At 67.7% G+C, this 26,016-nt stretch carries 17 protein-coding genes; 10 read left to right on the top strand and 7 right to left on the bottom strand.

Annotated features, from left to right (window positions below):
- Positions 1–101: 101 nt before the first annotated feature.
- Both ACCQ04_RS05800 and ACCQ04_RS05795 read right to left on the bottom strand, forming a co-directional pair.
- A complete protein-coding gene (locus tag ACCQ04_RS05800; protein WP_226427129.1) occupies positions 102–1,124 on the bottom strand; it encodes a FecR family protein in 1,023 nt (340 codons plus the stop codon).
- A 65-nt stretch (positions 1,125–1,189) separates the two neighbouring features.
- Complete coding sequence (locus ACCQ04_RS05795; protein WP_024938642.1) at positions 1,190–1,714, bottom strand: RNA polymerase sigma factor; 525 nt, start codon at positions 1,712–1,714, stop codon at positions 1,190–1,192.
- A gap of 248 nt (positions 1,715–1,962) precedes the next feature.
- Between ACCQ04_RS05795 and ACCQ04_RS05790 the strand changes: the two genes are divergently transcribed.
- Genes ACCQ04_RS05790 through ACCQ04_RS05780 form a run of 3 tightly spaced genes read left to right on the top strand, consistent with a single transcriptional unit; the run spans position 1,963 to position 5,893 of the window.
- The gene (locus ACCQ04_RS05790; protein WP_226426696.1) at positions 1,963–2,538 is read left to right on the top strand and encodes a (2Fe-2S)-binding protein; all 576 of its coding nucleotides are present in this window, start codon (positions 1,963–1,965) and stop codon (positions 2,536–2,538) included.
- Positions 2,511–3,599, top strand: coding sequence for an FAD binding domain-containing protein (locus tag ACCQ04_RS05785; protein WP_164739533.1), 1,089 nt, complete (start codon positions 2,511–2,513; stop codon positions 3,597–3,599). The genes ACCQ04_RS05790 and ACCQ04_RS05785 overlap by 28 nt, the downstream gene beginning before the upstream one ends.
- Entirely contained in the window at positions 3,596–5,893 is a 2,298-nt protein-coding gene (locus ACCQ04_RS05780; protein ID WP_047125804.1) for a xanthine dehydrogenase family protein molybdopterin-binding subunit, read from the top strand. Before ACCQ04_RS05785 ends, ACCQ04_RS05780 begins: the two co-directional genes overlap by 4 nt.
- A 260-nt stretch (positions 5,894–6,153) precedes the next feature.
- On the opposite strand, the gene ACCQ04_RS05775 is transcribed toward ACCQ04_RS05780, so the two are convergent.
- Together ACCQ04_RS05775 and ACCQ04_RS05770 are read right to left on the bottom strand one after the other, a co-directional pair.
- On the bottom strand, positions 6,154–6,897 hold the full coding sequence (locus tag ACCQ04_RS05775; RefSeq protein WP_024938638.1) for a FadR/GntR family transcriptional regulator: 744 nt from the start codon (positions 6,895–6,897) through the stop codon (positions 6,154–6,156).
- A 61-nt stretch (positions 6,898–6,958) separates the two neighbouring features.
- Positions 6,959–9,835 (bottom strand): TonB-dependent receptor, encoded by a 2,877-nt coding sequence (locus tag ACCQ04_RS05770; protein WP_372358774.1) that lies wholly within the window; start codon positions 9,833–9,835, stop codon positions 6,959–6,961.
- A gap of 272 nt (positions 9,836–10,107) precedes the next feature.
- Here ACCQ04_RS05770 and ACCQ04_RS05765 point away from each other — a divergent pair, with 272 nt between their 5' ends.
- From ACCQ04_RS05765 to ACCQ04_RS05745, 5 genes are read left to right on the top strand one after another with little or no spacing between them, the layout of a single operon-like run.
- The gene (locus ACCQ04_RS05765) at positions 10,108–12,300 is read left to right on the top strand and encodes a polysaccharide lyase 6 family protein (RefSeq protein WP_226426698.1); all 2,193 of its coding nucleotides are present in this window, start codon (positions 10,108–10,110) and stop codon (positions 12,298–12,300) included.
- Positions 12,297–14,540, top strand: coding sequence for an oligoalginate lyase (locus tag ACCQ04_RS05760; RefSeq protein WP_372358705.1), 2,244 nt, complete (start codon positions 12,297–12,299; stop codon positions 14,538–14,540). Before ACCQ04_RS05765 ends, ACCQ04_RS05760 begins: the two co-directional genes overlap by 4 nt.
- A complete protein-coding gene (locus ACCQ04_RS05755) occupies positions 14,537–15,832 on the top strand; it encodes an MFS transporter (protein ID WP_226426700.1) in 1,296 nt (431 codons plus the stop codon). The genes ACCQ04_RS05760 and ACCQ04_RS05755 overlap by 4 nt, the downstream gene beginning before the upstream one ends.
- A gap of 50 nt (positions 15,833–15,882) precedes the next feature.
- Positions 15,883–16,635 (top strand): SDR family NAD(P)-dependent oxidoreductase, encoded by a 753-nt coding sequence (locus ACCQ04_RS05750; RefSeq protein WP_024938633.1) that lies wholly within the window; start codon positions 15,883–15,885, stop codon positions 16,633–16,635.
- A gap of 35 nt (positions 16,636–16,670) precedes the next feature.
- Positions 16,671–17,834: an SGNH/GDSL hydrolase family protein gene (locus ACCQ04_RS05745; protein WP_226427130.1), complete on the top strand. Its 1,164-nt coding sequence runs from the start codon at positions 16,671–16,673 to the stop codon at positions 17,832–17,834.
- 94 nt (positions 17,835–17,928) lie between these two features.
- Here the strand turns inward: ACCQ04_RS05745 and ACCQ04_RS05740 are convergent, their stop codons facing one another.
- Positions 17,929–18,429: a DUF421 domain-containing protein gene (locus ACCQ04_RS05740; protein ID WP_053051582.1), complete on the bottom strand. Its 501-nt coding sequence runs from the start codon at positions 18,427–18,429 to the stop codon at positions 17,929–17,931.
- 173 nt (positions 18,430–18,602) lie between these two features.
- On the opposite strand from ACCQ04_RS05740, the gene ACCQ04_RS05735 reads away from it, so the two are divergent.
- The gene (locus ACCQ04_RS05735) at positions 18,603–20,885 is read left to right on the top strand and encodes a glycoside hydrolase family 3 N-terminal domain-containing protein (RefSeq protein ID WP_226426701.1); all 2,283 of its coding nucleotides are present in this window, start codon (positions 18,603–18,605) and stop codon (positions 20,883–20,885) included.
- A 524-nt stretch (positions 20,886–21,409) separates the two neighbouring features.
- On the opposite strand, the gene ACCQ04_RS05730 is transcribed toward ACCQ04_RS05735, so the two are convergent.
- Positions 21,410–23,956 (bottom strand): excinuclease ABC subunit UvrA, encoded by a 2,547-nt coding sequence (locus ACCQ04_RS05730; RefSeq protein WP_372358704.1) that lies wholly within the window; start codon positions 23,954–23,956, stop codon positions 21,410–21,412.
- Between the two features lie 439 nt (positions 23,957–24,395).
- Positions 24,396–25,034, bottom strand: coding sequence for an HD domain-containing protein (locus ACCQ04_RS05725; protein ID WP_016904210.1), 639 nt, complete (start codon positions 25,032–25,034; stop codon positions 24,396–24,398).
- Positions 25,035–25,182: 148 nt separating this feature from the next.
- On the opposite strand from ACCQ04_RS05725, the gene ACCQ04_RS05720 reads away from it, so the two are divergent.
- Positions 25,183–25,929, top strand: a complete 747-nt coding sequence (locus tag ACCQ04_RS05720) for an EAL domain-containing protein (RefSeq protein ID WP_024938629.1) — start codon at positions 25,183–25,185, stop codon at positions 25,927–25,929.
- Positions 25,930–26,016 lie beyond the last annotated feature (87 nt).

Below are 26,016 nucleotides of genomic sequence, written 5' to 3'. Positions count from 1 at the left end.
GCAACCTCATCCACTGCGCGCAGGACCAATGCAGATGCGATACGCGCGCTATCCGACATGCGCACGCGCTGCACGCATCACGGCGTCGTGCAGCGCCGTGGCTATCGCGTCGCCGTTCCCTGCGCAGGCCGGCTGCTCACGCGCAGCATCCCCGGCGCGCTGACCACGCGCAGGTTCGGCTGGCCATCCAGGAAGGCACGCAGCGCGGCGAGATCGTCACCGCGCAGATTACCGGTGAGCCGCAGCGCACCGGCGGCAGCATCGTCGATCGACAAACGCGTGCGGTTGAGACGATTGAAGTCTTCGGCCACCGTGGCCAGCGGCGCGTCGCGGAACACGATGCGCCGCTGCCGCCAGGCATGCATGGCGGCCACCTCTTCGCTGGCCAGTTCGATCTTGCCGGTAGCCGCATCGATCCGTGCGCTCTGCCCTGCCCCCAGGTTGGCGAGCATCGGCTGTCCATCGCGCGCGTCGCGCCAGACATGGACACGGCCCTCGGCGACCTCGATGCGTGCCTGGTGTTGATACAGGGCGATATCGAAGGTGGTGCCGATATCCTCGACACGTAGATGGCCTGCATGCACCTGCAACGGGCGCCGATCCGGCGCGACCACGAAGCTGGCCTGGCCACGCAGCAGCTGCAGGTGGCGGCTCCACGGCGTCATGGTGGCACGCAGGCTGCTTTGCCCATTCAAATGCACCACGCTGCGGTCGGCCAACTGCACGCTGCGCTGCTCGCCGTGCGCGGTGGCGTAGGTCTGCGTGCGTGGCCAGGCCCAGCCGGTCAGGATCGCCACGCCGCACAGCGCCGCGGCCAGGCCCATGCGCCAGCTGCGCATGCGTGCCCTGGGTTGGCCTTCGCTGCGGCGCGGCCGGGCAGCGGGTTGCAGTGCTGGCTGAACTTGTGACCGCAGCGGCAGCGCGATCACGTTGGGCGGCGTGGCATCGCCACTCTTGCGCCGGTCGGCAGCAAGCAGGGCATCCACGTCCAGATCCATGCCGCGCATGGCATCGCCCAGATCGCCGACCACACGCAGCACCGCCATGTATTCGCGTACATGCAACGGCGATGCGGTCAGCCATTGCAGAAAGCCGGCCTGTTGCGTCGCATCCAGCGCCTGCATGCGTTGCAGCGCATGCCAGTGCGCGGCTTCACCGACAACGCTGCGGCTCGGTAACACCGGCTTGCTCACCAGCTGTCCCCGCTGTCGGCGACCGCCCGTCTGCAGGCCGACAAGCCACGCACCACATGCTTCTTGACCATATGCGCAGACACCCCCATACGCTCGGCGATCTGCTTGTAGCTGAGCCCGTCGCGGTACTGCATCACCAATACCGCGCAGGTGCGCTCCGGCAACGTGGCCAGCAGGGCCTGCAGGCGTTGCTGGCGCTGCTGCCGGTGCGCGGCGTCTTCCACGTCGTCGCCTGCGGCCAGCAGCTGCGAAAACTGTTCCATCTCGTCGATGCGCAGTGGCGCCTGCTTGCGTCGCGCGGCCTGCTCGCGCGCCAGGTTCAGCGCCACCGTGTACAGATACGCCTCGGGATTGGCGATCGCCTCGCCCTGATCCTGATGCGCACGCAATAGCCGCAGATAGGTTTCCTGCACCAGGTCTTCGGCATCCTCGTTGGCGCCGCGACGCACGAAAAAGCCGCGCAGCACCGACCCGTGCTGGGTGAATACCTGCGTCCAGGCGCGGGTGGCGTTGGCTTTCATGCGGGCGCGTTCCCCTGTGCGCTGGGCCGGCTAGCCTGGCCACTGCAGGTGACACCACGATGACGCACCGACGATGGCAGCGGCCTGCGATCAAGCGATGTCATGCGCAGCAACGCCGCCATGTTCCGCGCATGACCACGCTCAGGGTTCACGCACGCGTGAAAGAGACCTCACTCTCCTACACCACACCTTGACCACGCAGGCATCAAGGTGAGGGTCCTCCTCTCAGCCATCGCCACGGGGTTCGCATGAATGCCACACCCGCCACTGCCACGCATCTGGCGCCGGCCACCGCCACTGCTGCGCCCACCTACCCGGTCAACCTGCGCATCAATGGTCAGCCTTACCACTTGCAGCTCGAAGCCTGGGTCAGCCTGCTCGATCTATTGCGCGACCGGCTCGACCTCACCGGCACCAAGAAAGGCTGCGACCACGGCCAATGCGGCGCCTGCACGGTGCTGGTCGATGGGCGCCGCATCAACAGCTGCCTGACGCTTGCGGTCATGCAGGACGGCGCCGAGATCACCACCGTCGAAGGCCTGGCCGAGGGCGAACAGCTGCATCCGCTGCAGCGTGCCTTCATCGAGAACGATGCCTTCCAGTGCGGCTACTGCACGCCCGGGCAGTTGTGCTCGGCAGTGGGCCTGATCAATGAAGGCAAGGCGCACGACCGCGACCAGGTGCGCGAGTTGATGAGCGGCAATCTGTGCCGCTGCGGTGCCTACCCGCAGATCACCGATGCGGTGATGCAGGTCATGGGCAAGCCCAGCGACAGCAGCGAGAGCGCCGCCACGCCGTGGACGCCAGGGACGGTGCCGGCATGATTCCGCTTACCTATACGCGCGCGGACAGCGTCGATGCGGCGCTGACTGCCCTGTCGGTGCGCGGCAGCGACCCGCACCCGGTGCCCGCCGAAGCCCCGGTGCGCCTGATCGCCGGCGGCACCAATCTCACCGACCTGATGAAGCTGCAATTGATGCGGCCGGGCAGCCTGGTCGATATCAATCGCCTGCCGCTGGACAGCATCAGTGCGCTCCCCGAAGGCGGCCTGCGCCTGGGCGCACTCGCACGCAATGCCGACACCGCCTATCACCCGGACGTGGAAACGCGGTATCCCTTGCTGAGCGCGGCGATCCTGGCCGGCGCCTCGCCACAGATCCGCAATATGGCCAGCAACGGCGGCAACCTGCTGCAGCGCACGCGTTGCCTGTATTTCTACGACCACGCCACCCCGTGCAACAAGCGCGCGCCCGGCACCGGCTGCTCGGCGATCGGCGGGCTCACCACCTATAACGCCATCCTCGGCGCCAGCGCGCAGTGCATTGCCACGCACCCGTCGGACATGTGCGTCGCGCTGGCTGCGCTGGATGCGGTGGTGCATGTGCAAGGCCCCAACGGCGAGCGCGACATCCCGTTCGCACAGTTCCACCGCCTGCCCGGCGAGCACCCGGAGCTCGACAGCACCCTGGCCCCGGACGAGTTGATCGTGCATATCGACCTGCCCGATGCACAGCGCTTCGTCGCGCACAGCGCCTACCTGAAGATCCGCGAGCGCCTGTCGTATGCATTCGCGCTGGTGTCGGTGGCGGCGGCGCTGGACCTGGCCGAGGACGGCAGCATCCGCGAGGTGCGCGTGGCCCTGGGCGGCGTGGCGCACAAGCCCTGGCGCAACCCCGACGCCGAAGCGCAGCTGGTGGGCAAACCGGCCACGGCCGAGAGCTTCGGCAGCCTGGCCGATGCCTTGCTGCAGGGTGCGCAACCGCAAGGCAACAACGCCTTCAAGCTGCCGCTGGCACGCCGCGCGATCGTGCGTGCCCTGGACGTCGCCCGCGAGGGCACCATCGACAACCGCGGGCGAACCAGCGCGCTGGAGGAAGCGCCATGAACGCACGCAGCACCGATCTACCCGACAACGACCTGAGCCCACCGGTTGCCGACAGCGGCACCGGCTATCGCCCCACCGGCACCGGCGTCACCCGCATCGACGGGCGTGCCAAGGTCACCGGCCAGGCACGTTATGCCGCCGAATGGCCGGTGGCGGATCTGGCCTATGGTGTGGTGGTCAACAGCAGCATCGCCAAGGGCGAGATCGTCGCCTTCCATCTTGATGCCGCGCGTGCGGTGCCGGGCGTGCTGGAGATCGTCACCCATGAGAACCGCCCGCATATGCGCGGCATGGATGTGTTCTACAAGGACATGACCGCACCGGCCGGTTCGCCGTTCCGGCCTCTTTACGACAACAAGATCCTGTACAGCGGCCAGCCGATCGCCCTGGTGGTGGCCGACACTTTTGAAGCGGCGCGCCACGCGGCCCACCTGGTGGAGGTGGAACTGCTGCAGGATCCGCACGATACCAACCTGATGACCAACCTGGACCGCGCGCACAAGCCCAAGGCCATGAAGGCCGGTTTCTCGCCGCCGCCCAAGGACAAGGGCGAGCCGGACACCGCCTTTGCCAATGCCGCTGTCCAGGTGCAGGCCGACTACTACAGCGGCGTGGAGCACCACAATCCGATGGAGCTGTTTGCCTCCACGGTGATCCGCGATGCCGATGGCCACTTCACCATCTACGACAAGACCCAGGGCTCGCAGAACAGCCGTTGGTACGTCTCGCATGTATTCGGCCTGAGCAAGCGCAAGGTCACCGTGCGCAATCCGTACGTGGGCGGCGCCTTCGGCTCCGGGCTGCGCCCGCAGTATCAGTTGCCGCTGGCGGTGATGGCGTCGATCCTGCTGGACCGCTCGGTGCGCGTGGTGCTGACGCGGCAACAGATGTTCACCTTCGGCCATCGCCCGGAGACATTGCAGCGGCTCAAGCTCGGCGCCGACCGCGACGGCAGCTTGCGTGCGATCTGGCACGAGGCCATTGCCGAGACATCGCGCATCGAGGATTACGTCGAGGTGGTGGTCAACTGGAGTGGGCAGCTGTATGCCTGCGACAACGTGCATCTGGGCTACAACCTGGTGAGCCTGGACCAGTTCAGCCCGATGGACATGCGCGCACCCGGCGCCGCACACGGCGTGCATGCGCTGGAAGTGGCGATGGACGAGCTGTCCTATGAGCTGGGCATGGATCCGCTGGCGCTGCGCCTGAAGAACTATGCCGAGGTCAACCCGGCCGACGACAAGCCCTACTCCACCAAGGCGCTGCGCGCGTGCTACCAGCAAGGTGCCGAACGCTTCGGCTGGGCGCAGCGTCCGCTGCAGCCGCGCGCGCGCAAGGAAGGCAACGAGTGGGTTGGCTGGGGCATGGCCACCGGGCAATGGGATGCGATGCAGATGTTTGCGCGCGCGCATGCGGTGCTGCACGCCGATGGCCGGCTGGTGGTGAGCAGCGCAGCCAGCGATATCGGCACCGGCACCTATACGGTGATGGCGATGATCGCGGCCGAAGCACTGGGCCTGCCGCTGGAACAGGTCACCTTCCAACTCGGCGATTCGACTCTGCCGGTCGCACCGATCGAAGGCGGCTCGTCGCATGTGACCACGGTGGGCTCGGCGGTGGATGGCGTGTGCGCGAAGCTGCGCGCGCGGTTGCTGCGCCTGGCACAGGCGTTGCCGAACTCGCGCTTTGGCAAGGCCAAGCTGGACGAGGTGGTGTTTGCCGATGGCACGCTGGCATTGCGCGCCGATGCCGGCACCACCATTGCCTTGACCGAATTGTTGCGTGCAGCAGAACTGGAACAGATCGAAGACAAGTTCCTGCTGCTGCCCAATGTGCTCAAGCAACGCAAGTACACCCGTGCCACCCACGGCGCAGTGTTCGTGGAAGTGCGGGTGGATGAAGAGCTGGGCACGGTCCGCGTCACCCGCGTGGTCAGCGCGGTTGCAGCCGGGCGCATTCTCAACCCGATCACCGCGCGCAGCCAGATCGTTGGCGGCGTGGTCTGGGGCATCGGCCAGGCGCTGCACGAACACACCCAGTCCGATCACCGCTTCGGCCGTTTCATGAATCACGATTTTGCGATGTATCACGTCTCGGCCAATGCCGACATCCACGACATCGATGTGATCTTCGCCGACGAGGACGACCGCATCGTCAGCAGCCTGGGTGCGAAAGGCGTGGGCGAAATCGGCCTGGTCGGTGTTTCGGCAGCGATCTGCAATGCGATCTTCCATGCCACCGGCAAGCGCATCCGCAGCACCCCGATGACGCCGGACAAGGTGATGGCGGACTGAGGCCTGCACTTGCAGGTGCCTACGCCCTATCAGGTAGAGCGATCTGCCTGAGGGCGGACGCGCCTGCAGCGTGTTTCGCTGCAGCGTCCGCGGCGACCGCAGGCGCGACACTCAGATCAGCCGCGTGTCGGTGGTGCCGAACCGGCGCAGACGGTGCGTCCAGCTGATTAGTGGATGTGTCTTTCGGAGGATCCAGCGTCAGCGGCACGAAAGTGCCGCCGGCAGTGGACGCAGCGCGTCCAACAATCCACCCCATGCACTCAGGTGCGCGTGGCCGCCAGAAAATGCGCGCGGTCCTGCTGGGTGCGGCGGCGGATCTCTGCCAGTGCATCGTTCTCGGTCGCTTCCAGCATGGATTCGAACAGACGCTGGAAGTGGTTGCGCATGGCCGTGCGTGCCGCGACCGGGTCGCGTTGCTGCAGGGCCTGCAGGATGGCGGTGTGTTCGTCCACGCGGGTGGCGCCGTCGTCGTGGCAGACCCGCGCATACACCTCGCGCACGCGCGGCAATTCGTTGCGCATGCGCCAGATCAGCTGCACGCAGTGCGCTACCACCGGGTTGCCGCTAATCCGCGCGATCGCCAGGTGGAAGGCGCGGTCGTAGTCGGCAGCGGCCGCATCGCTGAGCCCCGGTGCGGACAGCGCCTGGATCATACCGTTCAATTCATCCAGCTCCGCATCGGTGATGTGGCTGGCGGCCAATGCGGCCGCCTCCGCCTCGATCACCGCGCGCGCGGCAGTCAGCTCGAACGCGCTGACATCCGGCAATGCGCCCTCGTCCGAGGCCAGGCGTGGCTTGACGTACACGCCCGAGCCGATCTTGATCACGATGCGGCCCTGCGCTTCCAGCGCGATCTCGGCCTCGCGCACGGTGACGCGACTGACGCCGAAGCGCTCGGCCAACTCGCGCTCGCCCGGCAGGCGCGAGCCGACCGGGAATTCGCCCGTGTCGATCAGCGCGCGGATCTTGGCGGCAACGGAGTGGTACAGGCGGTTTTCGGACATCGGCGACTCAAACCCTCAGGGTGATCGGCCCGGCACACGGGTGCCGGACAGGTGGGCGACGCTAGAACCGGTAGCGCACCCCCAAATAATAACGTCGCCCGTAAGTGTTGTACTCACGGAAGCTGCCGGGCACCGGCATGTCGGAGATCCGCGGCTCGTTGGTCAGGTTGGAAGCCTCCAGCGACACCGACAGCTGCGCATTGACGCGGTAGCTGGCACGCAGGTCCAGGGTGCCGCTGTCGCGTACGTAGCGGTTCTGCGCCGGGGCGCCGACGAACTTCTGGAAATACTCGGAGCGGTACTTGTAGATGGCCTGCAGGTCGACCGCGCCGATGGCGTAATACAGCTGGCCGGAGAACACGTGCCGCGACAGGCCGAAGATATTGGCAGGCGCGACGATGCCGCTGCTCACCAGGCCGGTTGCCGGGTCGACCTGGTCGCCCAGGCGCAGATCCTGGGTCTTGTAGTTGGAATCGGCGTAGTTGTAGCTCAGCTTGACGCCCAGGCCGTCGAACGGCGCCGGCAGGTAGGAGAAGCGGTGGGTGCCGGTCAGCTCCAGCCCGGTGAGATCGCTCTTTTGCCGGGTGGTGACGTCCTGCACCACCGGCACCACCACCGCGGTGCCGTCGATGACGAAGCGCTCATCCACCACCGTGGGCACCGCGCCACCGGTGAACTGCTTGTAGTACACCGCGGCGCTGAGCAGGGAGTCGGCATTGGGATACCACTCCAGCGACACGTCCGCATTGGACGACAGCAGCGGCTGCGTGCGCGGGTTGCCGGTGGCGGTGATGCTGCCGATCGCCTCGCCGACGGTAGCGAATTCGGTCCCCGGTTCCAGGATGAAGGTGCGCCCGGCAGACAGTGCGACCAGATCCGGGCGCGCCATGGCCCGGTACAGCCCGAAGCGCAGCTGGGTCTGCTCGGTAAGGCCGATGTTGGCGTTGAAGCTGGGCAGGAACACGCGGTTTGACGCGCGCACCGTCTGCGCGGCGAAGCGCCCGGTTTCCACCAGCTGGATGGTGCCGTCGGGGTTGTCGACCACGTCCAGCTCGCCGCGCAACCCCACCGAGCTGACGTCGGTGCGCACCCAGCGCACGCCCAGGTTGCCGTCCAGCGGCAGCCCGAACAACGTGCTGGCGAATTCGCCCATCACATACAGCGCGCGGGTCTTTTCTTTTACGTCGGAGTCGGCGGTGCCGCGCGGGTCGGCATTGCGGCCGGTGTCGTCCACGCCGGTGATGGCGCTGAACAAGCAGCGGCTGTCGAAGGTGGCCCACTGCTGGATGGTGTTGCCGCTGGCGCTGGAGAGGAAATCCTCCTGCGGGAACGGTTGCCGGCAGGCCAGGTTGGCGGCGCGGATCGTGGCCGGATCGGTGACGTTGCGTTCGACGCGGTCGTCCAGGTCGCGGTAGGTCGCCTCGGACAGGCGCACGCCGCCCTTGATGGAGGTGAGCAGCCCGCTCTCCGGGGTGAAGGCGCCATCGAAGCGCCAGGCCCGGATGGTGTGCTCGCGGCGCAACTCATCGCGCCGCGCGCGCGCAGCGGCACTGAAATTGTCCGGGTTGTTCAGGTCGAACGCGGGATCGACCACGATCCCCGGCACATCGCCGGCATAGGTGTAGGTGTAGTCCACGCGTTGCCCGTTGATCCCGGGCACGCGGTTGCCGTTGATGTCGGTGGCATTGGAGCGCAGCCGCATCAGGCGGTCGATCTCGCTGCGCTCGGTGCGCGAATACGACAGGTCGGTGGACAGCATCCAGGCCGCGTTCGGTCGCCATTCCACGCGTAGCCCGCCACCGCGGTACTGCTCGTCGCGCACCTTGTAGTCGGTGGAGGATTCCACCGTGCTGCTGCCGGTATGGCCGAGCAAGGCGCCGTTGTCGCCCACCTGGCGGTTGTTGAGGTTGCGCAGGGTCTCGGAGAAGTTCAGCTCGGCGCGGTCTTCGGTCACGGTGCGCTGCGAATCCTGGTAATCCAGGGCCACCTCCAGGCCGTCGAAGGGCCGCCATTGCAGCGCGGCGAAGGCCGCGTCGCGTTGATCGTGCTCGCTGATCTGGCGGTACACGCGGCTGCCGGGCGCCAGGTAATACGGCGTCCCCGCCTGCACCTGCGCCGGGGTCACGGCGGTGCAGTTGCGGGTGGCACCCACCACCTCGTTGGCGTTGCAGGCCGTCCAGGTGGAGCTGCTGCTCATCACCTCTTCCGGGTTGGTGCCTTCCAGCCGCTGCAGGCCGAGCGAGACCCCCAGCTTGCCGGCCCCGCGCAGATCGAACTGGTCCAGGTAGCTGACGGTGCCGCGCCAGCCCACGCCATCGGCATCGCGCAACTTGCTGTCGCCATCGGCATAGGTCGCCCGCCCGTCCAGTTGCACGCGGCGCTTGCCGAATTCCAGCGGCCGCACGGTCTGCATGTTGACCGTGCCGGCGATGCCACCTTCGACGAAGTCGGCGCGCTGGGTCTTGTAGATCGCCACGGTGTTGATGAGTTCGGAGGGGAACTGGTTGAAGTTCACCGAGCGGTCGCCGCTGCCGTTGCTGGCCTCGCGCCCATTGAAGGTGGCCGAGCCCAGGAACGGCCCCAGGCCACGGATGGAGATCTCCGACGCGCCGCCCTTCTCGCGGTGCGTGGCCGCACCAGTGATGGTCTCGATCGCCTCGCCGATCGACAGCGCCGGCAGGTCGCCGATGTCCTCGGCCGACAGCACGTCGGCCACCACCGTCTGCTCGCGCTTGCTGTCGATGGACGACTGGATCGAGCTGCGGATGCCGATGACCTTGACCTGGTCCAGCGTGGTGGGCGCTTGCTCCGGTGCCTGCTGGGCGGCATCGCTTTGCTGGGCCAGGGCTGCCTGCGCGCTAGTCAGTGCAACCGCAGTCAGCAGCGCCTGGGCCAGGGTATTTCGAATAATTGGTCTACGCGATTGGACTAGTTTCAGATACCGCACAATTCCTCCTCCCAAAGGACGCTCGAGACCGAGCGAAGTGGAGACTCCACGCGGATCAACACCAAGTCAATCATTTCTTAGATTTATCCAGCGAGCCACCTAACTAGGCCAGTTTCGCGGATTTTTTTTGTGCATGTGCAGCATGACATCGAGGTAATCACAGGCTTCAATACAGACCAACTGGACTATCGTTTTGGTTGACGAACCAGTTTGCACTGTTACCCTCGGCCATCACCGACGCGCCAGCGTCCAGGAGCATCCCGATGCGATCCCCCGTCTCCCTTGCCTGCCTGTTGCTGCTGTGTGCGCCCGCCTGGGTCCGCTCGGCCCAGGCCACCTCGTACCTGGTGCACGACCAGAGCGAGTACGCCGTGGCGGCGGCCGCGCTGCGTGCCGGCGATCGCATCGTGCTGGCCGATGGGCAGTGGCGGGATTTCGCCATCGTGCTGCGCGGGCAAGGCACTGCCGAGCAGCCGATCACCCTCACCGCGCAAACGCCGGGCAAGGTGATCATCAGCGGCACCTCCGACCTGCACATGGCCGGCACCTACCTGGTGGTGTCGGACCTGGTGTTCCGCGACGGCCATAGCCCCGGCGATGCGGTGCTGTCGTACCGCATCTCCAGCAAGGAACGCGCGCGCAACAGCCGCATCACCGGGGTGGTGGTGGATGGCTTCAGCAAGCCCACCCGCAGCGACTCGGACAACTGGGTGGCGCTGTACGACAGCGACAACCGCTTCGACCACAACCATCTGGTCGGCAAGACCAATGCCGGCCCCACCCTGGTGGTGGTGCGCGACGCCACCCAGGGCCTGGACAATCGCCATCGCATCGACCACAACTGGTTCGGGCCACGCCCCAACCTGGGCGCCAATGGCGGCGAGACGCTACGCATCGGCACCAGCAGCGATGCCGACAGCGCCTCCAACTCGGTGGTGGACAACAACTGGTTCGAAGGCTGCGACGGCGAGGTGGAGGTGGTCTCCAACAAGTCCGGCGGCAACACCTACCGTGGCAATGTGTTCAAGCAATCGCGCGGCGCGCTGGTGCTGCGGCATGGCGATGGCAACCTGGTCGAGCGCAACGTGTTCTTCGGCGACGGCAAGGCCAACACCGGCGGCATCCGCGTGATCAACCGCAAGCAGACCGTGCGCCACAACTACCTGGAAAACCTGGCCGGCGATGGCTATTCGTCGGCGCTGAGCATCATGTACGGGGTGCCCAACTCGCCTGCCAACCGCTACGTGCAGGTGGACCAGGCGCGCATCGAGCGCAACACCTTCGTGACCGTCAACCAGTTGTACTTCGGTGCCGGCATGGATGCCGAGCGCACCGCCGCGCCGATCAACAGCCGCTTTGCCGGCAACCTGATCGTGGCCGCCAGCGACCCGGTGCGCGTGCTGGGCGATCTGTCCGGCATTGCCTTCACCAGCAACCTGCAAAGCCCGCTGGCCTCCACCCGCCTGCCCGGCGGCGTCAACAGCCGCCAGGTGACGATGACCCGCGCCAGCACCGGCTTGCTGGTCGCCGACAACGCCACTGGCGTCGGCGCCGACCCGGCGCTGAGCTACATCGCGCGCGCGCAGGTGGGCGTGAGCTGGTACCCCAAGCAGGCAGCGCAGGCAGTCACCGACAGCGGCCGCCGCACCCGCGTGCGGCCGGGGCAGTCCAGCCTGACCGACGCCGTAGCGCAGGCCGGCCCCGGCGACCGCCTGCAACTTGACGCAGGCCGCTACCAGGTCGATGACATCCTCGACGTGGACCGGCCGCTGACGCTGGAAGGCCCGCAACGCGGCCGCGCGCGCATCCGCTTTTCGCAGCCGGCGCTGTTCCAGATCGCGCCCGGCGGCTCGCTCAGCCTGGCCCGGCTCGAGATCGATGGCCGCGCCGCACCCGCGCAGCCGGGCAATGCGGTGATCCGCACCGCACCCGGCACAGCGGTGGCGCAGTACCAGCTCACCTTGCGCGACACGCACCTGCATCATCTGGACGCGCAACCCGGCTTCGATGTGATCGCACTCGGCAAGGGCAGCCTGGCCGACAACATCCTGCTGGACCGGCTGCTGGTCGAGGACGTCTCCGGCAGCGTGCTGTCCGCGCACGCCGAGACCGACGACCGCGGCACCTACAACGTCGAACAGGTGACGGTGCGGCAGTCGCAGTTCCACCGTGTCGCCGGGCCGGTGCTGGACCTGTATCGCGGCGGCCGCGATGAAAGCACCTTCGGCCCGGTGCTGCAGGTGAGCGACTCGCACTTCACGCAGGTCGGCCGCAACACAGGTGCGTCGCTGCGCCTGCATGGCGTGCAGCGCATTGCGCTGCGCAATAACCGCTTCGCCGACAGCGCCGCGATCCTGGCGCAGCACACCACCGGCACACCTCACCTCATCGCCAGCGGCAATCAGTTCGTCGGCACCCCGGCCTTGCACGCCGACGCAGCGGAGCCCCTGCTATGACCCGTTCCACCCGCCTGTTGCTGCTGGTCCTGGTTGGCGCCGGCAGTGCCCTGCCCTGCAGCGCCGCCCCGTCAGCCGCGGCCGAACAAGCAGCGCAGCCGCAACCGCGCGCCACCGACGCCGCGCCGGTGCTGGTCACCGCCCAGCAATGGCGCGAGATGGCCAGCGCCGGCGCCAGGCTGCCGGTGTTCGCCCGCGAACAGGCACGCGCAGAAGCCAGCGTGCGCGCGGCGATGCGCGCCGGGGTGGAGGTGCCGGTGCCCAGCGATCCCGGCGGCGGCGCCAGCCACGAGCAGCACAAACGCAACTACCAGGCCATCCAGGCCGCCGGTGCGCTGTACCGGCTCACCGGCGATCGCGCCTATGCCGACTATGCGCGCGACGTGCTGCTGGCCTACGCACGCCTGTATCCCACGCTGGGCGCACACCCGGCCGGGCGCGGCCAGGTGCCGGGGCGGCTGTTCTGGCAGTCCTTGAACGACTCGGTGTGGCTGGTCTACGCAAGCCAGGGCTACGACGCCATCCGCGACACGCTCAGCGCGCAGGACCGCGCCACCATCGACCGCGACGTGTTCGCGCGCATGGCGCACTTCCTGTGCGACGAAAGCGCCGACAACTTCGACAAGATCCACAACCACGCCACCTGGGCGGTGGCCGCGGTCGGCATGACCGGTTATGTGCTGCGCGACCAGGCGCTGGTGGACAAGGCACTGCGCGGCAGCAAGCGCGATGGCAAGGCAGGCTTCCTGGCGCAGGTGGACCAGCTGTTCTCGCCGGACGGCTACTACGCCGAAGGCCCGTACTACCAACGCTATGCCCTGGCGCCGTTCGTGCTGTTCGCCAATGCGATCGAGCGCAACCAGCCGCAGCAGCACATCTTCCAGCGCCGCGACGGCGTGCTACTCAAGGCCGTAAACAGCCTGGTGCAGAGCAGCTACGGCGGTTATTTCTTCCCGATCAACGATGCCATCCTCGACAAGGGCCTGGACACCGAAGAACTGGTGGCCGGCATCGGCATCGCCTACGCGCAGACCCACGACGCGCAGCTGCTGTCCATCGCGCAACGCCAGCGCCGCGTGCTGCTCACCCCCGAAGGCCTGGCCGTGGCCACCGCGCTCGCGCAAGGCCGCGCCCAACCGTTCGCCTTCGGCAGCGTGTTGCTGCGCGATGGCGCACAGGGCGACCAGGGCGCGCTGGCGATCCTGCGCAGCGGCGGCGAAGACGGCCAGACGCTGGTGATGAAGAACACCTCGCAAGGCATGGGCCACGGCCACTTCGACAAGCTGAACTGGCTGTTCTACGACAACGGCCAGCGCGTTGTCACCGACTACGGCGCGGCGCGTTTCCTGAATGTGGAAGCCAAGGCCGGCGGCATCTATCTGCCGGAAAACATCAGCTGGGCCAAGCAGACCGTTGCGCACAACACGCTGGTGGTGAACGAGACCAGCCACTTCAACGGCGACTGGAAGGTAGGCGAGCAACACGCGCCGACGCAGCTGCTGTTCGCCAGCACTGCCGACACCCAGATCGTGTCGGCGCGCATGCAGCAGGCCTACGACGGGGTCAGCTTCACCCGCACCCAGGCGCTGCTGTCGCACCCGCAGCTGTCCCTGCCGGTGGTGGTCGACCTGCTGCGCGTCAACGCCAGCGCTCCGGCACGTTACGACCTGCCGCTGCACTTCAACGGGCAGATCATGCAGGTCGGCTTCACCGCAGAGCGCGCACTGACGCAACGCCCGGTGCTGGGCAAGGCCAACGGCTATCAGCACCTGTGGGTGGACGCCTCCAGCGATGCGAGCACCGACACGCGCAGCCTGAGCTGGCTGCTCGCCGGCCGCTTCTACAGCTACCGCTTCGGCAGCAGCGCGCCGGCGCGTGCCCTGCTGGTGGAGAGCGGAGCCAACGACCCGAACTTCAACCTGCGCCGCGAACCGGCGCTGATCCAGCGCGTCGATGGGCAGGCCAATGTCAGCTTCTTCGGCGTGCTGGAACCGCATGGCGAATACAACGGCACCGCCGAATACGTGCACGGCGCCAATAGCCGCATCCGCGCCATCGAGCGCGTGCGCGGCGACGATGCCGAGGTGATCGTGCTCACCCTGGTCGGCGGCCAGCGTATCGCGCTGGCGGTGGCCGACGACGCCGATGCACAACGCAGCCACCAGGTACAGGCTGCCGGTCAGCGCTACAGCTGGCGCGGCGGCTACGCGCGCTTCGATCGCACTGCAGGTGCGCAATGAGCACCGCCCGCACGCGCCCCGCGGGCAAGCGCTCGGCGGTGCGCTGGCTGATCGTGGCGCTGATCGCCGTGGCCACGGTGATCAACTACATCGACCGCAACGCGCTGGCGGTGATGTGGCCGGCGATCTCGCGCGACATCGGCGCCACCAAGGAAGACTACGCGCTGCTGGTCACCATCTTCATGCTGTTCTATGCCGCCGGGCAGTTCGTGTTCGGGCGGCTGTTCGACATCATCGGCACCCGGCTCGGCTTTGCCCTGTCCATCGCGGTGTGGTCGATCTCCATCGCGCTGCATGCGGTCACCCACTCCATCATGGCGTTCTCGGTGGTGCGCGCGCTGCTGGGCATCAGCGAAGCCGGCGCCTGGCCGGGCGCGGTCAAGGCCAATGCGGAATGGTTTCCCGCGCGCGAGCGTGCGTTGGCGCAGGGCATCTTCAATGCCGGCGCCTCCATCGGCGCGATCGTCTCGGCACCGCTGATCGCGCTGCTGTTCCTGTCGTTCGGCTGGAAGGGCACGTTCGTGCTGATCGGCGTGCTCGGCATGCTGTGGTTGCTGCCGTGGCTGGTGATCTACCGCGCCGGACCGGACCGGCATCCCTGGGTCGACGCGGCCGAACGTGCGTTGATCCTGGATGCGCCCGACGCCGGCAGCGCGCCGCCGCCGGCCTACCTGCCCACGCTGCGCCAGCTGATGTCGCACCGGCAAAGCTGGGGGATCGTGCTGGCGCGGTTCTTCCTGGACCCGATCTGGTGGCTGTTCGTGTCGTGGCTGCCGATCTACCTGGCCGAGACCTTCCACTTCGACATCAAGCAGATCGGCGCATTCGCCTGGGTGCCGTTCGTCGGTGCGATGCTGGGCAGCCTGTGCGGCGGCTGGCTGTCCGGGCGCCTGATCGCGGCCGGCTGGAGCGTGGACCGCGCGCGCAAATGGACCATCACCCTGGGCGGGGCCATCATGGTGCCGGCGCTGCTGGGCGCCGTGCAGGCCGCCGACCCGCGCATGGCGGTGCTGACGATTGCCGCCGTGCTGTTCGGCTTCCAGATCGCCATCGGCAATATCCAGACCCTGCCCGGCGATCTGTTCGCCGGCAAATCGGTCGGCTCGCTGGCCGGCATCGGCGGCATGGCCGCGGTGGCCGGCACCTTGATCACCACCTGGCTGGTCCCGGTGATGACCGCAACCTCGTACGCACCGATGTTCATTCTGGTCGCCGCGCTGGTGCCGGCCTCGCTGGCCGCGCTGTGGCTGGTCACCGGCCGCATCCACCGACTCGACGCAGCGGGCACCTGAGCGTGCCCGCTGCCTACCCCGCTTTCCCCACACCAACAGGACACACCCGCATGCACTTCCACGACAAGGTCGCCATCGTCACCGGCGGTGGCCGCGATATCGGCCGCGCCATCTCGCTCAAGCTGGCCGCGGCCGGCGCCAAGGTCTGCATCAACTACGCCAACGATGACGCCAGCGCGCGCGACACCCTGGCACAGCTGCAGGCCGCCGGCGGCCAGGGCATCCTGCACCGCGCCGACGTCACCGATGCCACCGCCGTGGCCGGCCTGCTGACCGCCACGCGCACCGCCTTCGGCCAGCACATCGACGTGCTGATCAACGTGGCCGGCGGCATGCTGGCGCGCAAGCCGCTGGCCGACATCGACGAGGCCTTCTTCCATCAGGTGATGGACCTCAACCTCAAATCGGTCTACCTGACCACCCAGGCGGTGGCGCCGCATATGCGCGAAGGCGGCGCGATCGTCAATTTCGCCTCGCTTGCCGGGCGCGATGGCGGCGGGCCGGGCGCGGCCATCTATGCCACCGCCAAGGCGGCGGTGATGACCTTCTCGCGTGCGATGGCCAAGGAACTGGGCCCGCGCGGCATCCGCGTCAACGCATTGTGCTGCGGCATGATCTCCACCCGCTTCCATGACGACTTCACCAAGCCGGAAGTGCGTGCCTTCGTCGCCAATGCCACCCCGCTGCGGCGCGAAGGCCGCCCGGAGGAAGCCGCCGATGCGGCGTTGTACCTGGCCTCGGATGCGGCCAGCTTCATCAATGGCGCCAACCTGGACGTCAACGGCGGCGTGTTCTTTTCCTGACCGACAAAGGAGTCCTGCGCATGCGCTGGCGATGGATGATGACTGCGACACTGAGTGTGGTGCTGGCAGGCCCGGCCACGGCGCACCCCGCGCCACGCTGGGTGCCGGCCTGGATCGCTTCCGCAACGCCGGACCGGCTCGACGGCGGTACCGACACGCCGCTGCAATTTGCCGATGAAACGGTGCGCCAGGACATGCGCCTGGGCAGTGCGGCAGTGGCCCTGCGCGTGCGCATCAGCAACGAGCTGGGCACCGCACCGCTGACCATCGCTGCGGGCACCGCGCGCCTGCTCGGCGGCGGCGGGGACGCGCAACCGCTGCGCTTCGACGGGCGCGCCAGCGTGACGGTGCCGCCCGGTGGCGTGCTGCTCAGCGACCCGGTGCCGCTGCGTGCACCGGCATTGGGCGAGGTGGCGGTCAGCCTGTATTTCCCCACGCCGGCGCGCCCGGCGGTACGCCGCACGGCCGTGCGGGTAGTCAAGGGCCAGGCCGAGGTGCCGGACAGCAAGGCGTTGGCGTATCGCCAGAACGTCATCTCCGCCCTTTACGTGCAAGCGCCGCACCCACGCCAGACGGTGGTGGTGGCGCTGGGCGATTCGATCACCGAAGGCGCCACCGCCACACGCGGCGCCAATGGCGATTGGCCGGCCCTGCTGGCCAGGCGGCTGGAGCAGCGTTGCCCCGGCAGCGTGGTGGTGCTCAACGCCGGCATCAGCGGCAACAAGCTGCTCGACGACGGCCGCAGCCCCAGCGCGCTGGCGCGGCTGGATCGCGACGTGCTGGCACTGCCCGGCGTGGACCAGGTGATCCTGTTCGAAGGCATCAACGACATCCGCCACAGCGGTCCGCCGGATGCGATTGCCGGCCGCAATGCCGCCGACATGGTGCTGGGATATCGCCAGATCGTGACCCGGCTGCAGCAACACGGCATCGCCGTGATCGGCGCCACGCTGACCCCGTTCGGCAACTCCGACCGCTACGAACCGGTGGCGGCGGCCACGCGCCAGACGCTCAACGGCTTCATCCGCGACGGGCAGGCATTCGATGCGGTGATCGACTTCGACGCCGCGCTGCGCGACCCGGCCAGGCCGGAGTGGCTACCCGCCGCGCTGACCCGCGACTTCCTGCATCCCAACGATGCCGGTTACCAGCGCATGGCCGAGTCGGTGGACCTGTCGTTGTTCTGCAAGGCCCGCTAATCCGCGGGTCGCCACGCAGTGAAGCGCATGCGCCAGGCTGGCTGCCACGCTGGTGCGGCGGCACCGCCGGCATGCACGCCGGCCTGCCGGCGCGCTAGCGCTTTTTCAGGATGCTGATCTCCCCGGAGGTCTCCAGGATCGCCATGTCGATATCGGCATCGTCGCGGCAATCGGCCTTGCGTTTTGCCACTTCGAAATCGGCGTAGCTGACGTTGTGGCGGACCAGTTCCTTCCAGTAAATCTCACCGCCACGCGCCAGCAGCGCCGGGGTGCCCTGTACCCAGGTATCGATCCGCCGGCTGCGCGCGGTGGCCATGCCCACCAGCCAGTTCAACACCAGCAAGGTGGCCGCCAGGATCATGCCGCCCAGCAGCGAGACGTCCTTGCCGATCAACGAGTTCTGCACCGCGGTTCCCAGCAGCACGATGAGCAGCACGTCGAACGGCGTGGATTGGCCAAGCGCGCGCTTGCCGGTCAGGCGCGTCAGCAGCAGGACCACGGTATAGACCGCTACCGCACGCAGCACGAACTCCCACCACGGCATGTCCAGGTGCATCATTTCGTAAAAGCGCACGCGTGTTTCCACGTCCAGCATCGTGTGTCCTGACCGCCGTTGATCGATGGCGCACGCTAGTGCGGAAACGGTGAAGGCGCCGTGCTGTCGCCATCGTTGCCGAGACCGCCCGCCCGGCACCCATCGTGCAGCGCATCACGGCTTTTCGCTGGCGATCCGTTAGCGTCTGGCCTGGACAGACGGGGATGGCGGGCATGCGGAAAGGGATCACGCGTCGCGGGTTGCTGCTGGGCACCGCTTCGGCAGCGGTGTTGGCACAGGTACCGGTGGGAGTTGCGCTGCCGCGTCGTGCGGCCGCGGCGCCGGCCTTTATCGATGCCTTGATCGCACGCATGAGCGTGGAAGAAAAAGCCGGCCAGCTGACGCTGTCCGGTTCGGCGCAGCAGACCGATGCGGCCGCGGCGGCCAATCCAATCAATACCGTGCCCACGGCCGAGGGCCAGCTTGCCGCCGCGCGTGCCGGGCGGGTGGGCGGCATCTTCAATGGCTCCAATGTGCTGTGGCATCAGCAACTGCAGCAGGCCGCGCTGCAGAGCCGCCTGCAGATTCCGCTGCTGTTTGCCGCCGATGTGATCCACGGGTTCACCACGGTGTTTCCGGTGCCGCTGGCCGAGGCCGCCAGCTTCGAGCCGGCGCTGGCGCAACGCACCGCGCGGGCGGCCGCACTGGAGGCCAGTGCGGTCGGCATCGACTGGACCTTCGCGCCGATGGTGGATATCGCGCGCGATGCGCGCTGGGGGCGCGGCGTGGAAGGCAGCGGCGAAGACGTGCTGCTCGGCCGGCGTTTTGCGCAGGCCCGCGTGCGCGGCTTCCAGGGCGAGGGCCTGGATCATGCCGACGCACTCGCGGCCTGCCCCAAGCATTTCGCGGCCTATGGGGCCGCCGAGGCGGGGCTGGACTACAACACCGTCGACATCTCCGAGCGCAGCCTGCGCGAGGTCTATTTCCCACCGTTCCAGGCTGCCTTCGATGCCGGCGCAGTGACCACGATGGTGGCCTTCAACGAGATCGCCGGCATCCCTGCCACCGCCAATCGCTGGTTGCTGGGCGAGGTATTGCGCGGCGAGTGGGACTACCGCGGCCTGGTGGTGTCCGACTACACCGGCGATCTGGAATTGATCGGGCACGGGTTTGCCAGCGATGCGCGCGAGGCGACCAGGCTGGCGTTCCTGGCCGGTGTGGACATCAGCATGCAGAGCGGGCTGTACCTGCAGCATCTGCCGGCGCTGGTGGCCGCCGGCGACGTGACGATGGCGCAGCTGGATGCCTCGGTGCGGCGCGTGCTGCAGTTCAAGGCCGAGCTTGGATTGTTCGACAATCCGTTCCTGCGCATCGTGCCGGCACGCGCGCAGGCGCGGCAGCGGCGCCCGGACAGCCTGGCACTGGCGCGCGAGGCGGCGCGCAAATCCATCGTGCTGCTCAAGAACGATGGCGAGCTGCTGCCGCTCAAGACGCAGGGGCAACGCATCGCGCTGATCGGGCCGATGGCACGCAACTGGACCGACAGCGCCGGCCCGTGGACGCTGTTCGGCGGCGACGACAGCGGCAACGACCTGGCCACCGCAGTGCGCGCACGGCTGGGCAACCCGGACGGCCTGCAGGTGGTGGAAGGCTGCGACTTCGAACATGGCCTGCCCGGCGGCGTGCAGGCGGCCGTCACCGCAGCGGCGTCCGCGGATGTGGCAGTGCTGGCGATCGGCGAGCCGATGCGCTACTCCGGCGAAGCGCAGTCGCGCAGCGAGATCGTCATTCCCGCCGTGCAGCAAGCGCTGCTGGCTGCGGTGGCAGCCACCGGCACGCCGGTGGTGGTGGTGCTCAGCAACGGCCGTGCGCTGGTGATCGATGGCCCGGCGCTCAAGGCGCCGGCGATCCTGGTCGGCTGGTTCCTGGGCTCGGCATCGGGCGCCGCGCTGGCGGACATCCTGTTTGGCGCGCACGGTCCGTCCGGGCGCCTGCCGGTGAGTTTTCCGCACACCGCCGGGCAGGTGCCCTATAGCTATGCGCACAAGCCCAGCGGCCGTGCCGACCCGCGCCCGGATGCCTTGCAACCGTTCAAGACCCGCTACCGCACCGCGCCCAATGCCGCGTTGTTTCCGTTCGGGCACGGCCTGACCTATGGCCGCATCGAATACGGCGAGCTGCGCTTGAGCGATGCACGCATGGCGGCGACCGGCAGCCTGCGCATCAGCGCGCGCATCCACAACCGCGGCACGCGCGATGCCGAGGAAGTGGCGCAGCTCTACATCCGCGACCGCAGCGCCAGCATCACCCGCCCGGTGCGCGAGCTGAAGGACTTCCGCAAGCTGGCGGTGCCGGCGGGCGGCAGCGCGGTGGTGGAGTTCGTGCTGCGCCGTGAGGACCTGCTGTTTATCGGCCAGGCATTGAAGCCGACGGTAGAGCCTGGCGTATTCGATCTCTGGGTAGCGCCCTCTGCAGAGGCCGAGGGCGTGTCTGCAAGTTTTGAATTGATGGGCTGAGCGCCAGTCGCAATCGGAATGGCTCAGCTCAGGGGATGGATATGGGGCGTGTCTCGCTCACACAGAGGGCATCGCGCCCAGGTTGGCTCGGGAACACATCACCATTGCGCTGACGCTCACGCTCTCGGTCGCCTTGAGAGGGGATTGGGTCTTGAGGGGGATTGGACGGTGCGTCTGCCCCGGTTTACAGCGGACGATCTGCGGGTTTGCTGTGGGGTCCTTGCCCGCCTACCCTCGCGGGACACGCCGCAAGTACGTCCTTGTAGGCGCTTACGCGGCATCCATGCCGCGTAAGGTCCCGCGACGGCAGGCGGGCAAGAACCCGTCGGGTTGGTCGGTGTGCGTGGTTAGGAGCAGTGATGCCGTGCCGTGCCCTGCAATGCGATGCGATGGAGACGCAGTGCGGTCTGATTAGCGTTCTTCGACGCGAGCAACTCGCTGCCATGCCGACATCGATTCACGCGTCATCGAAGGCGCGTCTGGGCAACACGTTGACGCAATCGCTACAACCTTCGAAAGATTTGTCAGCCGATCGTATTTCCACGCAACACCTCTGCAAGGAACGGCGCAGTGCGGCTGCCACGCTGCCGCGCAACCGCCTCCGGCGCACCCGCCGCCACGACAGCACCACCCGCGCCGCCCGCGCCCGGGCCCATGTCCAGCACCCAGTCGCTACTGGCAGCCACGCGCATGTCGTGTTCGACCACGATCACCGTATTGCCCGCCTCCACCAGGCCTTGCAGCTGACGCATCAAGGTATCCACGTCGGCCGGATGCAGGCCGGTGGTCGGCTCGTCCAGCACGTACACGGTGTCGCGCCGCTGCGCGCGTTGCAGCTCGGTGGCCAGCTTGATGCGCTGCGCCTCGCCGCCGGACAGCTCGGTGGCCGGCTGGCCGAGCCGCAGATAGCCCAGCCCCACTTCGCGCAATACCTGCAACGGGCGCAGCACGCTGGGGTCGTCGGCAAAGAAGCTGGCGGCCTGGTCCACGGTTAGCGCCAGCACCTGCGCGATGTTGTGACCCCGCAGCGCGATCTCCAGGGTCTTGGCGTTGTAGCGCGCGCCGTGGCAGCTGGGGCATGGCGCGTACACGCTGGGCATGAACAGCAATTCCACATGCACCGAGCCCTCGCCCTCGCAGGTGGCGCAGCGGCCCTTGGCGACGTTGAACGAAAACTGCCCCGGGTCGTAACGGCGGCGGCGCGCGGCTGGTGTGGCGGCGAACAACTTGCGCACCGGATCGAACAGGCCGGTGTAGGTGGCCAAGTTCGAACGTGGCGTGCGGCCGATCGGTTTCTGGTCCACCCGCACCAGGCGGCGCACCTGGTCGAGCCCGCCGACGATCGCACCACCCAGCGGCACCTGCGTGCCGCGCTCCAGCGGGTCCAGCGCTTCGTCTTCCTCTGCCTGGGTTTGTCCAAGATGGGCGGCCAGCAGTTCCACCAATGCCTGGCTCACCAGCGACGACTTGCCCGAGCCGGACACACCGGTCACGGTGGTGAATACCCCCAGCGGCAGGTCCACATCCAGCTCGCGCACATTGTTGCGGGTGATGCCGCGCAGCTGCAGCCAGCCGGTGGCCGCACGCGCATGACTGTGCACCTGCGGCGGAGTGCCGAACAGGTAACGCCGCGTGGACGAGGCCTCCACCTGCTCCAGTCCCGCGGGCGAGCCGCTGTACAGCACCTGCCCGCCGTGCACGCCGGCAGCCGGGCCGACGTCGACGATCCAGTCGGCGTGGCGGATCACATCCACCTCGTGTTCGACCACGAATACCGAATTGCCGGCGGCCTTGAGCTGATCCAGCGCGCCCAGCAAGGCCTGCGCATCGGCCGGATGCAGGCCCGCCGATGGCTCGTCCATCACATACACCACGCCGAACAACTGCGAGCGGATCTGCGTGGCCAGCCGCAGCCGTTGCAGCTCGCCCGGCGACAGCGTCGGCGTGCTGCGCTCCAGGCTGAGATAGCCCAGGCCCAGCGCCTGCACCACCTCGATCCGCGCGCGCAGGTCGGCGGCGATGCGTTGCGCGGCGATCGCCTGCTCGGGATGCGTGTCGGCCTGCTTGCGCCTGTCGTTGCGCTTGCCACCGGCACCTTCCGCAGCCGGGCGCAGCAGGTCGGCCACCTCGTCCAGCGGCCGCCGCGACAGCTCGCCGACATCCAGGCCGGCGAAGGTCACCGACAGCGCCTCGCGCCGAAGCCGTTTGCCGTCGCACTGCGGGCACTGCGTGCTGATCAGGTACTGCGCCACGCGCTTTTTCATCTGCGCGCTCTGCGTGGTGGCAAAGGTGTGCAGCACATAGCGCCGCGCGCTGGTGAAGGTGCCCATGTAGCTGGGCTCCTCCTTGCGGCGCAGCGCGCGCCGGGCCTCGTCCAGGCTGTAGCCGGCGTACACCGGCACCACCGGTTGCTCGTCGGTGTAGAGGATCCAGTCGCGGGTTTTCTTCGGCAGCTTGTGCCACGGCAGGTCGACGTCGTGGCCCAGCGTGGTGAGGATGTCGCGCTGGTTCTGGCCATGCCAGGCACCGGGCCAGGCGGCAACCGCGCGATCGCGGATGCTCAGCGTGGGATCCAGCACCATGGTCGCCTCGGTCGCATCGTAGATCCGCCCCAGGCCATGGCAGGTGGGGCAGGCCCCGGCCGGGGTATTGGGCGAAAAGCCGTCGGCGTAGATGATGTCCTGCCCCGGCGGGTAGCTGCCCGCACGCGAATACAGCATGCGCAGGGAGTTGGAGATGGTGGTGACGCTGCCCACCGACGAGCGCGCACTCGGCGCGCCGCGCGCCTGCTGCAAGGCCACCGCCGGCGGCAGGCCTTCGATGGAATCCACTTCCGGCACGCCGACCTGGTCGATCAGGCGCCGCGCATACGGCGAGATCGAATCCAGGTAACGCCGCTGCGCTTCGGCAAACACGGTACCGAACGCCAGCGACGACTTGCCCGAGCCGGACACCCCGGTGAACACCACCAGCGCATCGCGCGGGATGTCCACGTCCACGTTCTTGAGGTTGTGCTCGCGCGCACCGCGCACGCGCACCAGGCCGGAGGAAGACGATGCTGCGCTGGACATGAGTGACACACCGACATTCGACAATGCACCAGCCTACCGCGTGCCGCATACAGCCGGTGTCAGTGTTGACGGCGAGTCCTGCGGCGCTTCAATCAAGCAACTCGCTGATCGCCCTGGAATGCATCGGTCGAAGGCGCGGTGCCCTCACCGCTCGCTGGCTATGCCGTAAACCCGTTCGTGGGGGCTAGATGGCGGCATCCATGCCACCACACGGTCCCGCAATCGGCGAGGACACCGCACCAGACAGTTGCCGGCTGCTTTGTTGAAAACCATGCGCGCCGGCCAACTCAACTGGTCCTTGTCCGCCCACCGTCGCGGGACCTTACGCGGCATGGATGCCGCGTAAGAGCCTACAGGGACGTACTTGCGGCGTGTACCGCGACGGTGGGCGGGCAAGGGCCCCGCAGCCAATTCACAAACCAGCCGCTCTACAACGCAATCACCCCAGCGCGTGCGCCGGCACCGGCTGCTCGCCGGTCTCCGCCAGCGCCTGCATGCGCGCCACCACACCACTGAACAGCCGTGCAGTCGCCGCGCCACGCGTGCGGAAGATCTCCTCAAGCTCGCCGTAGTACCACAACGTGCCGGCGCGCCCTGCGGTGAATACGTTGAAGATGTCCTGGCCCACGTCCGGGTTTTCCAGGTCCTGCACGATGGTGCGCGCGTTATAGAGCTTGTCGCAGCCGGACACCAGCAAGGCGCGCTCGGGCGTGTTGCGCAGGTGCTCCAGGTAGGCCAGCTTGCGCTCGCGCCAGTCGCGTTTGCGCGCGCTGGCGGTGTTGTCCACCTCGGCCTTGTCTTCGGCGGTGGCATCGGTGCACGCCATCACGATGTCGGCCACCGCATCGCCGAACTGCGCGCGGATCGAGGCCTCATGACCGCCGCCGCAGTCTTCCACCACATCGTGCAGCAGCCCGGCGATGGCCTGCTCTTCGTCGCCGCCGCATTCCAGCACCAGCGTGGACACGCCCAGCAAATGGCTCAGATACGGAATCTGCGTGCCCTTGCGCACCTGCCCGGCATGGGCAATGCGCGCGTAATCCACGGCCAGGGCGTAACGTTCGGTGAGAGCGGTCATGGGGCGTCCGATGCGGGGAATGGCGCATTATCGCCGAGCCCGGCGACGCCCCAGGTGAGGATGGCGCGAGGATGCGTGTGCAGACTCAATGACGCGCTGTTGCGGCCGATACCGCTAGGCTACCTCCACGCCGCACGATTGCTCAGCCATGCCCACGCTCCCCGTTTGCAACGCCTGCCGCGACGGCCAGGACTTTCCCACCGCCATCACCATGGCGTTCCAGCCGATCGTGGACGTGTCCACCCGCAGCATCTATGCCGGCGAGGCGCTGGTGCGCGGCGTCAACGGCGAATCGGCCGGCAGCATCCTGGCCGCCGTGGATGAGCGCAACCGCTACGCCTTCGACCAGGCCTGCCGCATCAAGGCGATCGAATGCGCCGCGCAGATCGCGCTGCCGGCCCTGTTGTCGATCAACTTCATGCCCAACGCGGTCTACAACCCCGAACACTGCCTGCGCGCCACGCTCTCGGCCACCGCGCAGTACGGCTGGCCGCTGGACGCCATCATCTTCGAGGTCAGCGAACAGGAACACCTGGCCGAGCCGGCGCATCTGCTCGACATCATGCGCACCTACCAGGCGCGCGGCCTGAAGACCGCCATCGACGACTTCGGCGCCGGCTATTCCGGCCTTGGCCTGCTGGCCGACTTCCAGCCGGACCTGCTCAAGCTGGATATCGCCCTGGTGCGCGGCATCGACGCCGACCGCAGCCGCCAGGCCATCGTCCGCCACACCACCCGCATGTGCGAAGAACTCGGCATCGCCGTCATTGCCGAAGGCATCGAACACCCGGACGAATACCGCACCCTGCGCGACATGGGCATCCACCTGCAGCAAGGCTATCTGTTCGCCCGCCCAACAATCGGCGAGCTACCGCAGGTGCACTGGCCGGAGTAAGTGGGCGCCACGAAACAAGCGAACCGCCTCCCTCAGCAGACTTGCCATCGCCCCACACAGAATCCCTGCCCGACCAAATCAAACAGC

The sequence above is a fragment of the Xanthomonas sp. NCPPB 2866 genome (genome assembly GCF_041475745.2).
Classification (GTDB): Bacteria; Pseudomonadota; Gammaproteobacteria; order Xanthomonadales; family Xanthomonadaceae; genus Xanthomonas; species Xanthomonas arboricola.
This window is presented reverse-complemented; position numbering and strand designations above follow the sequence as displayed.